Origin of the sequence: Leifsonia virtsii (assembly GCF_030433675.1) — a bacterium.
GTDB lineage: Bacteria > Actinomycetota > Actinomycetes > Actinomycetales > Microbacteriaceae > Leifsonia > Leifsonia virtsii.
Genome location: NZ_JAROCB010000003.1, coordinates 546,983 through 560,160 on the forward strand (window position 1 = coordinate 546,983; position 13,178 = coordinate 560,160).

Annotated in this window: 14 protein-coding genes; 9 read left to right on the plus strand and 5 right to left on the minus strand. The window is 71.6% G+C overall.

What is annotated here, in order from left to right; genetic code table 11:
* Nucleotides 1-11: 11 nt before the first annotated feature.
* Nucleotides 12-1,004 (minus strand): o-succinylbenzoate synthase, encoded by a 993-nt coding sequence (locus P5G59_RS13610; protein ID WP_301219525.1) that lies wholly within the window; start codon nucleotides 1,002-1,004, stop codon nucleotides 12-14.
* A 56-nt stretch (nucleotides 1,005-1,060) separates the two neighbouring features.
* Between P5G59_RS13610 and P5G59_RS13615 the strand changes: the two genes are divergently transcribed.
* The 3 genes from P5G59_RS13615 to P5G59_RS13625 are packed head-to-tail and all read left to right on the plus strand — an operon-like array spanning nucleotide 1,061 to nucleotide 4,160.
* A complete protein-coding gene (locus tag P5G59_RS13615; RefSeq protein WP_301219526.1) occupies nucleotides 1,061-1,972 on the plus strand; it encodes a 1,4-dihydroxy-2-naphthoyl-CoA synthase in 912 nt (303 codons plus the stop codon).
* Nucleotides 1,973-1,983: 11 nt separating this feature from the next.
* A complete protein-coding gene (locus P5G59_RS13620) occupies nucleotides 1,984-3,150 on the plus strand; it encodes an AMP-binding protein (RefSeq protein ID WP_301219527.1) in 1,167 nt (388 codons plus the stop codon).
* Between the two features lie 26 nt (nucleotides 3,151-3,176).
* Nucleotides 3,177-4,160, plus strand: coding sequence for a 1,4-dihydroxy-2-naphthoate polyprenyltransferase (locus P5G59_RS13625; RefSeq protein WP_301219623.1), 984 nt, complete (start codon nucleotides 3,177-3,179; stop codon nucleotides 4,158-4,160).
* Nucleotides 4,161-4,167: 7 nt separating this feature from the next.
* On the opposite strand, the gene P5G59_RS13630 is transcribed toward P5G59_RS13625, so the two are convergent.
* Entirely contained in the window at nucleotides 4,168-4,512 is a 345-nt protein-coding gene (locus tag P5G59_RS13630) for a DUF4229 domain-containing protein (protein ID WP_301219528.1), read from the minus strand.
* A 42-nt stretch (nucleotides 4,513-4,554) separates the two neighbouring features.
* Here P5G59_RS13630 and P5G59_RS13635 point away from each other — a divergent pair, with 42 nt between their 5' ends.
* From P5G59_RS13635 to P5G59_RS13650, 4 genes are all read left to right on the plus strand, one after another.
* The gene (locus tag P5G59_RS13635) at nucleotides 4,555-4,911 is read left to right on the plus strand and encodes a PLDc N-terminal domain-containing protein (protein WP_301219529.1); all 357 of its coding nucleotides are present in this window, start codon (nucleotides 4,555-4,557) and stop codon (nucleotides 4,909-4,911) included.
* Nucleotides 4,904-6,748, plus strand: a complete 1,845-nt coding sequence (gene menD / locus P5G59_RS13640) for a 2-succinyl-5-enolpyruvyl-6-hydroxy-3-cyclohexene-1-carboxylic-acid synthase (RefSeq protein WP_301219530.1) — start codon at nucleotides 4,904-4,906, stop codon at nucleotides 6,746-6,748. Before P5G59_RS13635 ends, menD begins: the two co-directional genes overlap by 8 nt.
* 47 nt (nucleotides 6,749-6,795) lie before the next feature.
* The gene (locus P5G59_RS13645; RefSeq protein WP_301219531.1) at nucleotides 6,796-7,131 is read left to right on the plus strand and encodes a nuclear transport factor 2 family protein; all 336 of its coding nucleotides are present in this window, start codon (nucleotides 6,796-6,798) and stop codon (nucleotides 7,129-7,131) included.
* 111 nt (nucleotides 7,132-7,242) lie between these two features.
* A complete protein-coding gene (locus P5G59_RS13650; protein ID WP_301219532.1) occupies nucleotides 7,243-7,794 on the plus strand; it encodes a thioesterase family protein in 552 nt (183 codons plus the stop codon).
* Nucleotides 7,795-7,807: 13 nt separating this feature from the next.
* On the opposite strand, the gene P5G59_RS13655 is transcribed toward P5G59_RS13650, so the two are convergent.
* Nucleotides 7,808-9,178: an FAD-binding oxidoreductase gene (locus tag P5G59_RS13655; protein WP_301219533.1), complete on the minus strand. Its 1,371-nt coding sequence runs from the start codon at nucleotides 9,176-9,178 to the stop codon at nucleotides 7,808-7,810.
* A gap of 79 nt (nucleotides 9,179-9,257) precedes the next feature.
* On the opposite strand from P5G59_RS13655, the gene P5G59_RS13660 reads away from it, so the two are divergent.
* Together P5G59_RS13660 and P5G59_RS13665 are read left to right on the plus strand one after the other, a co-directional pair.
* On the plus strand, nucleotides 9,258-10,229 hold the full coding sequence (locus P5G59_RS13660; RefSeq protein ID WP_301219534.1) for a DNA-3-methyladenine glycosylase family protein: 972 nt from the start codon (nucleotides 9,258-9,260) through the stop codon (nucleotides 10,227-10,229).
* 144 nt (nucleotides 10,230-10,373) lie between these two features.
* Nucleotides 10,374-10,886 (plus strand): hypothetical protein, encoded by a 513-nt coding sequence (locus tag P5G59_RS13665; protein WP_301219535.1) that lies wholly within the window; start codon nucleotides 10,374-10,376, stop codon nucleotides 10,884-10,886.
* Nucleotides 10,887-10,893: 7 nt separating this feature from the next.
* Here the strand turns inward: P5G59_RS13665 and P5G59_RS13670 are convergent, their stop codons facing one another.
* Nucleotides 10,894-11,448: an SRPBCC domain-containing protein gene (locus tag P5G59_RS13670; protein ID WP_301219536.1), complete on the minus strand. Its 555-nt coding sequence runs from the start codon at nucleotides 11,446-11,448 to the stop codon at nucleotides 10,894-10,896.
* An 84-nt stretch (nucleotides 11,449-11,532) separates the two neighbouring features.
* Nucleotides 11,533-13,122, minus strand: coding sequence for a phytoene desaturase family protein (locus P5G59_RS13675; RefSeq protein ID WP_301219537.1), 1,590 nt, complete (start codon nucleotides 13,120-13,122; stop codon nucleotides 11,533-11,535).
* Between the last annotated feature and the right edge of the window lie 56 nt (nucleotides 13,123-13,178).

Consider the following 13,178-nt stretch of genomic DNA (forward strand, 5'->3'; position numbering starts at 1 on the left):
GCGCACTTCCCTCAGAGCGCCCTCGACCGCTCGACGAGGCGGTAGCACCGACGCACCCGATCGAGCCACCAGGCCGTGCGGTCCTCGTCGGCGCCGAGCGCGTCCAATCGGGCCGACGACACGGTCGGGCGCGCCACCGGAATGGCGCCGTCGTGCGGGAGGAGAGGCTCATCGGCCACGTCCTGCACGAACATCGCGACGGTGCCCAGGCCGCAGTCGAACTCGAGCTCGGGGAGGGCGGCGGCGAGGTGAGCCCCCATCGCGATGCCTACGGAGGTGTCGATCGCGCTCGATACGACGGCCGGCAGGCCGGCCGCGGCGACGATGCGGCTCGCGGAGTGGACCCCACCGAGCGGCTGCGCCTTCACCACGAGGACGTCGGCCGCGCCGGCCCGGGCGACGGCGAGCGGGTCGGCCGCCTTGCGGACGCTCTCGTCGGCGGCGACCGGGATCCCCATGTAGCGGATGCGGCGGCGCAGCTCGGCCAGCTCGTCGACCGTCGCGCACGGCTGCTCGACGTACTCGAGGTCGAAGGGAGCGAGCGCGTGGACGGCGTGCTCGGCCTCGTCGAGGTTCCACAGGGCGTTGGCGTCGACGCGGATGCGCCCTTCAGGTCCGAGTGCGTCGCGGACCGCGTGAACGCGTGCCACGTCGTCGGCCAGGGTCTGTCCCGGCTCGGCGACCTTGACCTTCGCGGTGCGCGCGCCGGGATACCGGGCGAGGATCGAGGCGACCTGCTCCGCCTCGACAGCCGGGATCGTGGCGTTCACCGGGATGCGGTCGCGGAGGGGCGGCAGCGTCGCCCGCCAGCCGAAGTCGATAGCAGCGTGCAGCCAGGCCGCGGCTTCCGTGTCGTCGTACTCGACGAACGGCGAGAACTCGGTCCAGCCCTCCGGGCCCTCGAAGAGCACGGCTTCGCGCACCGTGATCCCGCGGAAGCGCGTGGTCATGGGCAGCGACACGACCCGCGAAGTTGATAACAGGTCGGCGAGCTCGGGCAACATTCCACAAGTTTTGCACGCAGGGGTCCGGGCGGAACCCCGAACCGTAGTCTGGATCCATGCAAGCGGACGTCTCAGAACTCTTCGACCCCGGCGCCTGGCGGGAGGTGCCCGGCTTCGGCGGGCTGACCGACATCACCTACCACCACGACCTCAGCGGGCGTATCGCGCGGGTGGCGTTCAACCGGCCCGAGGTGCGCAACGCCTTCCGGCCCCACACGGTCGACGAGCTGTACGCAACGCTCGAGCACGCGCGCACCAACCCGGCGATCGGTGTCGTCCTCCTCACGGGCAACGGGCCGAGCCCGAAAGACGGTGGGTGGGCCTTCTGCTCGGGCGGCGACCAGCGCATCCGCGGGCGCGACGGCTACAAGTATGCGGAGGGTGAGACGGCGTCGAGCATCGATGCGGCACGGGGCGGCCGGCTGCACATCCTCGAGGTCCAGCGTCTCATCCGCTTCATGCCCAAGGTCGTGATCGCCGTCGTTCCGGGGTGGGCGGCGGGCGGCGGCCACTCGCTGCATGTCGTCTGCGACCTGACGATCGCGAGCGAGGAGCACGGCCGGTTCAAGCAGACGGATGCCGACGTCGGTTCGTTCGACGCCGGGTACGGGTCTGCGTACTTCGCTCGCCAGGTGGGGCAGAAGTTCGGCCGGGAGGTGTTCTTCCTCGCGCGGGAGTACTCGGCTCAGCGTGCGTATGAGATGGGTGCGGTGAACGCGGTCGTGCCGCATGCCGAGCTCGAGACGGTCGCTCTGGAGTGGGCGAACGAGATCCTGACGAAGTCGCCGACGGCGATCAGGATGCTGAAGTACGCCTTCAACGCCGTCGACGACGGACTGGTCGGGCAGCAGCTGTTCGCCGGAGAGGCGACACGGCTCGCGTACGGTACGGACGAGGCGGTCGAGGGGCGCGACGCCTTCCTCCAGAAGCGGGAGCCGGACTGGTCGCCGTTCCCGTGGCAGTACTGAGGGGCGAGCCGGTGACGCGCGCGGTGCGAGTAGTCGACTCATCGCGGCCGGAGGAGGTCTTCGCCGCGATCGCGGATGCGCTCGGCGGAGGCGGACCGGCCGTAGTGCCGCGAGCGGGCAAGGGCGTCGCCGCCGACTGGCCGGAGGCGGAGGACCGGGTGGCGCAGAACGTGGCACTCGTGATCGAGACCTCCGGATCGACGGGGGTGCCCAAGCGCGTGGCGTTGTCGGCGGACGCGCTCCTCGCCAGTGCGGCGGCCTCGGCGGGCGCGCTGGGCGGACAGGGACAGTGGGTGCTGGCGCTGCCGGCACACTACGTCGCCGGGGCCCAGGTGCTCGTGCGGTCCCTGGCCGCGGAGACGGAGCCCATCTTCTACGGTGCCGGGCACTTCGACGCCGAGGGGTACGCGGAGGTGGCCGAGACGATGCGGCATGACCTCCGGTACACGTCGCTGGTTCCCGTGCAGTTGTCACGCCTGGTGGAGGCGGTCGAGGCAGGGTCGCGCCGCGTCGGGTCGGCGCTGCGACGGTTCGACGGCATCCTGGTCGGAGGGCAGGCCCTCGCGCCGGCGCTGCGGGAGCGCGCGCTCCAGCTCGGTGCGCGAATCGTGACCACCTACGGTTCCAGCGAGACGGCGGGGGGATGCGTCTACGACGGGGTCCCGATCGGGACGACGGTCGTTCGCGAGAACGGCGGGCAACTGGAGATCAGCGGGCCGTCGCTGGCGGAGGGATACATCGGAGACGCGGAACGGACGGCCGCCGCCTTCGTGGAGCACGACGGAGCGCGGTGGTACCGCACGGGGGATGTCGGACGCGTGGATGAGCGCGGTCGGGTGACCGTGCTCGGGCGGTCGGACAACGTGATCATCTCGGGCGGCGAGAAGGTGCTGCTCGACGCGGTGGAGCGGGCGGTGCAGGAGCTGACCGGGTTCGAGCACGCGGTCGTCGTGGCGGTCGACGACGCCGAGTGGGGACAGGTTCCCATCGTCGTCCTGGAGGGGGCCGCGCCCGAGAGCCTGGCCGCGGTCCGCGAGCATGTCGCCGGGCGCGTCGGCCGCGCGGGAGCACCCGCGCGCATCGTCGGGCTTGAGAAGGTACCGCGCTTGGCCAGCGGTAAGCCCGATCGGATCGCGCTTGCGGACACTGCGGCGGCCGCTGCGAGCGGGGCGGCATAGCCGATGTTGTTACGATTCGCACTGTGATGAGTCAGAACAAGCCACGCATGGAGCGGATGGCGCCGCCGACGTCGCGCGGGCCGCGAGGTGGGAAGAGTGGACGGCCCGGAGCCGCTGCAGCCCCGGCCAAGCCCGCGACGACCGCCGACTGGATCGCCGGCGCGCGGCTTCGGACCCTTCCGCTGGCCGTCGCGCCCGTTCTCATCGGTGTCGGCGCGGCCAAGGTCGCGGAGGGACCCGGCGTGTGGCATCCCGTGCGCTCACTGCTCTGCCTTGCCGTGGCCGTGCTGCTGCAGATCGGCGTGAACTACGCGAACGACTACTCGGACGGCATCCGCGGCACCGACCGCTTCCGGGTCGGGCCCGGACGCCTGACGGGGTCCGGCAAGGCCGCGCCGCGCACGGTGCTGACCGTCGCGCTCGTCTTCTTCGGGCTGGCGGCCGTCGCCGGCCTGATCCTGGTGCTGCTCACGCAGTACTGGTGGGTGCTCCTGGTCGGCGCCGCGGCGATCGCGGCGGCCTGGTTCTACACCGGGGGCAAGCGACCCTACGGGTACTACGGCCTCGGCGAGGTGTTCGTTTTCGTCTTCTTCGGCCTCGTCGCCACGGCGGGCACGACCTACATGCTCGCGGGCCTGGTCAACCAGGAGGCGTGGTACGGCGCCGTCATCGCGGGCCTCATCGCCTGTGCGGTCCTGATGGTGAACAACATCCGCGACATCGAGCCGGACCGCCAGGCGCGCAAGCGGACGCTCGCGGTCCTGCTCGGCAACATCGCGTCCCGCATCGCGTTCTGCGTTCTGCTCCTTGTGCCGTTCGGCATCCTCGCCGTGATCGCGCTGCTCTACCCGTTCGCGTGGTTCGGGATGTTCGCGCTGCTGGCGGCGCTGCCGGCATGCGTGATCACGCTGTTCGCCAAGACGCCGCGGGAGCTCGTCACCGCTCTCCAGCTGACCAGCATCACCGGGTTGCTCGTCGGGATCGCGCTCGGGGCGGCCTACGCCTTCTGAGCGGAGGTCAGGCGGCCGGACCGCTTGAGTTCGAACGGTGGGCGTCGGTGTTGTGGGCGTCGGTACTGCCGGCGTCGGTGCCGTCCGTAGCCGCTTCGTCGACGGCGGCGTCCTCCACGTCGTCATCCTCCGAGCGGACCGGCTTGTCGCGGTGGCGCACCGCGTACAGGTCGGAGGACACGGCGTTCCGCGGGCGGCTCAGGAAGATGTACGACAGGCACAGGCCGATGAGCGCCGCGGCGATGACCGCGAGCCACCAGACGACGCCCACGAGAAGCAGGATCGCCAGGGGCACCGCGAACACCAGGAGGCGCAGCACGGTGTAGGTGATCCAAGAGGGAATCCGCTTCACCCTCCCAGCTTAGAGACCGTCTCTGAGAGTTACGATTGACCCATGGTTCGCCTCTGGATAGCCCTCGGCGTCGCAGCCGTGGTGTTCTACATCTATTCGGTGGCAGACTGCGCCCTGTTCGACCGGTCCCGAGTGCGCGGCCTTCCGAAGCCCGTGTGGCTGCTCATCATCATCCTGTTCCCGATCATCGGCGGGATCCTCTGGTTCCTGATCGGACGGGGACGCCGCCGCGCCGACAACGTCCGGCGAGTCACGGCACCCGATGACGACCCCGAGTTCCTCGGCAAGCTCCGCATGGACCGCGACCAGGAGGAGCGCATCCGGCAGCTCGAGAAAGAACTCGCCGAGCTCGACGAGAACGGCCCGGACAACGACCAGACCGGCCGCCGGGATGGCTGACCGCCCGCACGCGGGCGACGCCACCGAGCCGGGTACCACCACCGGAACGGGCACCGCCGCGCGCGAAACGGACGCGCCCGAAACGGACGCGCCCGAACGCCAGCGCACCGGAAACCCGGCCACCGACTTCTCCCTCGCACTGCTCACCGGATTCGTCCGCAACGGCGTACGGGACATCGTCGTCAGCCCGGGCTCCCGCTCGCAGGCGCTCGCGCTCGTCGCGGCCGAGCTCGAGCGGTCCGGTTCCGCGCGCCTGCATGTGCGGATCGACGAGCGCTCAGGCGGGTTCCTCGCCCTCGGCCTCGCGCGCGAGACCGGAGCGCCCGCCGTGGTCATCACGACAAGCGGCACCGCTACCGCCAATCTGCACCCGGCCGTCCTGGAGGCGCACGAGGCGGGCATCCCGCTCATCGTCGTCACCGGAGACCGGCCAGAAGAATTGCGGGGCATCCGGTCCAACCAGACCACCCAACAGGACGGTCTGTACGCCGACGCCGTCCGGTGGTCCGACGACGTCGATGCGCCCGATGGCGCCCCGGCCGAGGACGAGCAGGCGGCCGCGCTCGCCGCGACCGCCGTCCGTGCCGCCGTCGGAGCGGAGACCGCCGATCCCGGTCCCGTCCACCTCAATGTCGCGTTCCGCGAGCCCCTGTCCGTCGCGGTCCCGCCGCTGCCGGAGACGATGCGCGGCGAGCTGCCCGAGACGGCGCCGCCCGCCGCGCTCGACCGTGCGACCGAGGTCGTCGAGGCCGGCCCGCCGACGGTCGTCGTCGCCGGTGCGGACGCGGGGCCGGCCGCCGAGCATTTCGCTCGTGACGCCGGGCTCCCGCTGCTCGCCGAAGTCTCCAGCGGCGCGCACTTCGGGCCGAACCTCGTCGTCTCGTACCGCGAACTGCTGCGCGACGAAGGCTTCGGCGGGATCGTGCGACGCGCGGTCGTGTTCGGGCACCCGACGCTCAGCCGCGAGGTCCCCGCGCTGCTCACCCGCTCCGACGTCGAGGTGATCGTCGTCGCGCCCACCGGGCGACAGGCGTACAACCCGGCGCATCGCGCACGCATCGTCGGAGCGGTGGAGGCCGACCCGGCGACCGACCTCCGGTCCCCGGAGGTCCGCGGCTGGGTCGGACGCTGGGTGTTCGCCAGTCGGCGCATCGCCGAGCAGGCCGAGCGCGACGCCAACCCAGCCGCCGTCGCCCCGGACGTCGACAAGGCCCGCTCCTACGAGCCGGCCGACGCCCTGGCCTTCGCCGCCGCCGAGCTCGCCGCCATCCGGGCGCCCATCACGCGCGCCCTGCTCGCGGAGGCCGTGTGGCGGTACACCTGGCCGCACGACCGGCTGGTGCTCGGCGCGTCCAGGCTGATCCGCGATGTCGACCGGATCGTGCCGGGCAAGAAGATCAGCGTCCACGCCAACCGCGGCCTCGCCGGCATCGACGGCACCATCGCGACGGCGACCGGGATCGCGCTCGCCAGCCAGGCGTCCGCCGAGGCGGCAGGCACCCCCAGCGGCGTGACGCGCGTGCTCCTCGGCGACCTCGCCCTGCTGCACGACGCCGGCTCGCTGCTGCTCGGTGCGGGGGAGCGGCGGCCCCATCTTCAGGTCGTCGTCGGCAACGACCGCGGCGGCACCATCTTCGACGGCCTGGAGGTCGCAGCCACGGCGGCATCCGAGGCGTTCGACCGCGTCCTCTACACCCCGCACTCCGTCGACTTCGCGGCGCTCGCCGCCGCGTACGGCTGGCACTACTCCGTCGCGCGCACCAAGGGGGAACTCGACCAGGCGCTCTCCGCGCCGCCTGCGGGTGTCAGCATCCTGGAGGTCCCGCTCGACCGTTGAGCGGGACGCACCGCATCCCACCCACCGTCCAACCAGGGAGGAAGCACATGGCGGACACGACCCTTCCCGGGCCGATCCAGCGATTCGTGGACACCACCAACCGGGGAGACTCCGCGGCCTTCGTCGAGACGTTCACCGACGACGCCTACCTCAACGACTGGGGCCGCGAGTTCCACGGCCACGACGGCGTGCGATCGTGGGACCGCACGGACAACATCGGCAAGAACTCCCACTTCGAGCCGGTCGACGTCCGTCCCGGCGACGAACCGGACACCTACGTGGTCACGCTGACGGTGTCGGGCGACGGCTACAACGGCACCGGCCCGATGACCTTCGCGCTGCGGGACGTCCGCATCGCCAGTCTGCGGATCAGCCCGAACTGAGCCCGCACGGTTGGGGGCTCCGCACGACCGAGCACGGCGATCCTGCGGCCATGCTTGGAGGGATCGGACAACGAATGCTCCGATCGTGCGGAGGATCACTAACATGACGGCGTGCACATGATCTTCCGGACGATGCTCCACGCGATCATCTCCCGTTTCGGCCCGCGGCTCGGCCGCTGGGATGTGGCGCGCACACGGTTCCGGGTACTGCCGACCGACCTCGACATCCTGAAGCACATGAACAACGGCGTGTATCTGTCCATCGCCGACATCGGCCGCTTCGACCTGCTGCAGCGGAACGGGGTGTGGGCGATCTTCAAGCGCCGCGGGTGGTACCCGGTGGTCGCCTCGGAGACGATCTCCTTCCGCAAGTCGCTGGAGCTCTGGCAGCCCTTCATCGTCGAGTCCCGCATCCTCGGCTTCGACGAGAAGGCGGTCTACGTCGAGCAGCGTTTCACGGTCGACGGCGAGATCTACACGCAGGCGTTCATCCGCGGGCGGTTCCTGAAGCGCGGCGGCGGCATCGTCACGATCGAGGAGCTTCTGGACGCGGTGGGCCCGTCGCCGACGGATGTCGCCGTTCCCGAGTGGCTGCTCGAGTGGGGCGCCGACGCCGCGCTCCCGTCCACCCGCGCCGAGGCGCCGAGCGTCTGGAGCGAGTAGCCGTCGCCCTCGCTCAGGCGGGCCCGAAGGCGAACACGCGATCCGGGTCCCACTGCTCCCGGGCGGCCGCGAGGCGCTCGAAGACGGCCGGCGGCCAGACCCGTTCGAAGGCGGCGCGATCGGCCAGGTCTCCGGCGAAGTTCACGTTGGTGACCGCCGAGATCCGGTCGCTCAGCGCCTCCGCGATGGCCTTCGCCCGGGCCGGAGCGGCCTCTGCGAAGGTCGACGGGTCGCCGGAGAGCAGGCTGAGCGTGTAGCCGCTGTCGCGACCGCCGACGGCCGTGCCGTCCGCCGTGTCCCGTGCCGTCGCGCCGCCGAGCTGGCGGATCTCCACCGCGAGGAACGGCGAGCCGGAGCCCGGGCCGGCGAGTTCGAGGATCACATCGCCCGCGTCCTGGTCGAACGTGTCGAGCATGAAACCGCGGATCCAGGTCGGCCCGCCCTCCTCCGGGTCGTTGTGGATGCTGGCGACGGCCGTCGCCGGCATCTCGGCCACGAAATCGAGGTACAGAGGAGCGGCTGCACGGATCGGCGCGAACAGCCGCTCGCCCTCTGCCGGGTCTCCGGGGTAGGCGAAGCGGACGCTGAGCACGGTGCGGCCGCGCAGCGGCGGGGGCGGTCCGTCGACGTCAGGAACCGCGAGGAGCACCACGGAGGTCGTCGCCTCATCGGGCAGCCCGGCGGACCAGTCGATCCAGGCTCGCAGCGCGGGCTCGATCGCCGGTCCCTCGAAGAAGACGCTGCCGCCGTAGAGGGATCTCAGGGGCACGAGTTCCAGCGTCATCTCGGTGACGACGGCCAGGCCGCCCTTGCCTCCGCGGAGCGCCCAGAACAGGTCGGGGTTCGTCTCGGCGTCGGCCGTGACGATCTCGCCGTCGGCGGTGACCACCCGGAACCCGCGGATCCAGTCGGCCGTGAAGCCGTACGTCCGCGCGAGCGGGCCGACGCCGCCGCCGAGGCTGTAGCCGACCGCTCCGACGCTCGTCGACGAGCCGGTGATCGGTGCGAGGCCGTGCTCGGCCGCGGCCACGATGACCGGCGCCCAGCGGAGGCCCGCGCCGATCCTGGCAACACGGCTGTCGGGGTCGATGGTCAGCCCGTCGATTCCCCGCGTCGACAGGATCATGCCGCCGACGATCGGCGCTTCAGCGCCGTGGCCGGTGCACTGCACCCGCACCGGGATGCCGGCCTCGCGGGCGAAGCGGACGGCCGCCGCGACGTCGCTCTCGGAGGCGACGGCGACGACGACGTCGGGGTCGTGGCGGATCGCCGGGTTGAAGCAGGCGACCTCTGCGGCGAGCCCCGCATCGCCGCGCACGTAGACGGTTCCTGTGACGGCGTCGCGCAGGCGCGCGACGGCCTCGGTGTCGAGTTCGATTCCCATGGCGGAAATGTAGGGGAGACCGCCGACATGCGGGTAGCCCCCAGGCATGAACGTCAGGTGCGTGACGTAGCATGCCTGCATGACCGCCGTGCTGCCCTCCCGCGCCTCCGGCGCCGGGGCGGCGAGCACCGCGCCCGACGCGGAGACCGTGTACCGGCCCGCGGTCCCGATCGACCTCGCCGGCACGCTGGCTCCGCTCGGCAGGGGCCCGTACGACCCGACCACCACGTGGGACATCGGCGGCCTGTGGCGCACGTGGCGCACCCCGGAGGGCGCGGCGACCATCCGCATCCGTCGCGCGCCCGCCGAGGGCGGCATCGCCGCTGCCGCGTGGGGTCCCGGCGCCGGCTGGGCGATCGCGCAGGTGCCCGAGCTGCTCGGGCGCGACGACGACTGGTCCGGGCTCGACGCGGGCCGCCATCCACTGCTGCGCGACAGCCTCCACCGCAACCCCGGACTCCGCCTGGCGAAGACGGGACGGATGCTGGAGGCGCTGCTCCCCGCCATCATCGAGCAGCGCGTGACGAGTCTCGAGGCGTACCGGTCGTGGTCCCGCCTGCTGCGCTGGTACGGCGAACCGGCGCCCGGCCCCGCTCCCGAGGGCATGCGCGTGAGCCCGACGCTCGAGCAGTGGCGCGGCATCCCGTCGTGGGAGTGGCACCGCGCCGGCGTCGACCCGCGGCGTGCGCGGGCGGTGCAGGCCGTGCTGGCCGTCGCGACGTCGCTCGAGCGTGCCGTCGAGCACTCGGCGGGCCTCGCGGCGGCGGAGACCGCGCTCCAGACGATCCCCGGGGTCGGACTGTGGACCGCCGCCGAGACGCTGCAGCGTTCGCACGCGCATCCCGACCTCGTGAGCGTCGGCGACTACCACCTCGCGCATCAGGTCGGCGAAGCGCTCATCGGCCGGCGCGTGGACGACGACGGGATGCTGGAGCTCCTCGAGCCGTGGGCCGGCCACCGGCAGCGCGTCGTGCGGCTGATCTTCGCGAGCGGTTTCCGCTTCCAGCGTCGCGGGCCGCGGGTGACGTTGCAGGACCACCGCTGGCACTGAGCCGTCGATGGGCACTGAGCCGTCGATGGGGCGGTGAGCCGCGGGTGATTGCCCTCACCGCGGTTATGGGATAGCGTGGCGGCGCCAAAAGAGCAATGGCCCAGCGGCCGTTCGCATCCATCAGCGTCAAAAAGGAGACCCGTCGTGAGTGATTCCAACCTGCCCCCGAGCTACCCCGCCTCGTCGTCCCCGGCCCCCGCCGCGAGCGGCCCGGTGACGCCTCCTCAGCAGGTGAACATCGCCTTCTGGCTCTACATCGTCGGAGCGGCGCTGAGCCTCATCTCGCTGATCGTGTCCCTGGTCACCATCGGCTCGCTCAAGGACACGCTGCAGCGCCAGCTCGCCGCACAGGGCCAGCAGCTGTCCGACAGCGCGCTGAACGCCACGCTGGCGGTGTCCGTGACGATCGCCATCGTCTTCGGCATCCTCTACATCGCCGCCTACGTGCTCTTCGCGGTGTTCATGCGCCGCGGAGCGAACTGGGCGCGCATCGTGCTGCTCGTCGTGACGGTGCTGTCGCTCTTCGGCATCCTGGACGGCTTCGGCCTCGGTGCCGCCCGCCTCGTGGTCGGGGTCATCGCCACCGTGCTCATCTTCCTGAAGCCGGCCAACGAGTACTTCCGCGAGGTCAAGGCGCGCAAGCTGCCCCGCGCCTGATCCGGTCTCAGCCCTCGGCGGCCGCCGTCCGTGCGGCGGCGGCCTCCGAGCGCAGATCGCGGTCGAGCTCGCGGCACAGCATCCGGTAGTGCTCCGTCATCGAGGGTCCGTACGCGGCCGGCTCGGGAGGCTGCTTGTGGTCGTGGGCCGCGACCAGCCGGTCGAGGTAGTAGTCCCACCGGGGTCCCTCGTCCGCCTCCTCGACCAGCGAGCGCAGCCGTCGGCCCACCGTCACTGTGGTGTGGCCGCTCGCCTCGGTCAGGTGCACGAACATCCGGTGGGAACCGCCCGCCGGCCCGACGTCGGCGTGCAGCCGATGGGGCGGGGAGCACTCCAGGATCGAGACGTCCTCCCAGTTCGCGTCGTCCCGGTCGGCGGTCATCCGGAACCGGACGGCACCGGTCGAGCCCGTCCCGGTGTACTCGCCCAGCCATGAGCTGAGCCGCGGCGACCGGCTGAAGTACGTCCACACCTCCTCGATGGGCGCCTTGAACATCCGGTCGAGGACGAGGTAGACCCCGTCGTCCTTGCGGACCAGTCTTCCTGACGGCTGCGGCATCATGGTGACCTCCGTCGGCTCAGCCTCTGGTGATCCACACCTTAGTCACGCCCGCCCGGAATCGGCAGTAGGCCTCTGCGAGTGCTCTCAGCCCTCGAGCACGGCCATGGCGGCGTTGTGCCCTCCGAGGCCGCTGACAGCGCCGCCGCGCCGCGCGCCGGAGCCGCAGAGCAGGATGCGCGGGTGCGCGGTCGCGACTCCCCACCTTTGCGCCGGCGTGTCTAGCGCGTCGCCGTCTTCGGCGAACGGCCAGGAGAGCGGGCCGTGGAAGATGTTGCCGCCCGGCATGTTGAGCGCCTGCTCCAGGTCGCGCGTCGTCTTGGTCTCGATGCACGGGTTGCCGTCGCCGTCGGTCAGCAGCAGGTCCTCCACCGGCTCCGCCAGCACCGAGTTCAGGGAGGCGAGCACCGCATCCTGGAGGCGCCGGCGCGTCTCGTCGTTGTTCTCGTCGGTGAGCCAGCGGTCGGGGGTGTGCAAGCCGAAGACGGTGATGGTCTGGGCCCCCGATTCGGCGAGCTCGGGGTCGAGGATGCTCGGGTCGGCGAGCGTGTGGCAGTAGATCTCGCACGGCAGCAGTTCGGGCATGACGCCGCGGCTCATCCCCGCGTAGGCCTCTTCGAGCTGCGTGTAGGTCTCGTTGATGTGGAAGGTGCCGCCGAACGCGGCCTTCGGGTCGATGCTCTCGTCGCGCAGGCGGGGCAGCCGCTTCAGGAGCAGGTTCACCTTGACCTGTGCTCCCTCCGCCTTCTCGCGCGGTGGCTCCGGGGTCTCGCCGAGCAGGCGGTCGAGCACCTCCGGGGCGACGTTGGCGAGCACGTGCGCTCCCTCGACCCGCCGCTCGTGACCGTTGCGGCGGTACTCCACGGTGCCGTCGGGGTCGATGCGGGTCACCTCGGCGCCGGTGACGATGCGGGCGCCGGCCTCGCGGGCGACGCGCGCGAGCTCTCCGGTGACCGCGCCCATGCCGCCGACGGGGACATCCCACTCGCCGGTGCCCTGTCCGATCACGTGGTACAGGAAGCAGCGGTTCTGGGCGAGCCCCGGGTCGGAGACGCTCGCGAACGTGCCGATCAGCGCGTCTGTGGCGACCACGCCGCGGACGAGGTCGTTCTCGACGCGCGACTCGATGAACTCGCCGATCGGGCGCTCGACGATCGCGTCCCACAGCTCGTCGTCGGCGACCAGCGATTTCGCCTCCGAGCGGGTGAGGAGCGGTTCGGTCACGGTCGGCCAGAGGGCACGGGCGAGCTCGCCGGTGCTTCGGTAGACCGAGTCGAACCCGTCGGCGTCGGCCGCCGCGCCGATGCGGGCGAAGGAGGCCGCGGTGGCCGTCGCGTCGGTGTTGTCGACGAGCAGTCCGGCGCCGGCGGGGTCGCCCGGGACGGGGGTGTAGGAGGAGTAGCGGCGGCGTGCGAGCCGGATGTCGAGACCGAGCTCGTCGATGATGCGCTGCGGGAGCAGGCTGACGAGGTACGAGTAGCGGGACAGCCGGGCCTCGACGCCGGGGAACGCCTGGGCGCTGACGGCCGCGCCTCCCACGTCGTCGAGCCGTTCGAGCAGGATGACCGACTTCCCTGCGCGCGCCAGGTACGCGGCGGCGGTGAGGCCGTTGTGTCCCCCTCCCACGATGACGACGTCGTGAGTTGCGGCGGAGGACGAGGCGGCGCGGTCGGTCATGTCTCGACTCTAGCCGGGGAGTTATCCACAATCTCAGGTCGTGCCGGTGGCCGCCC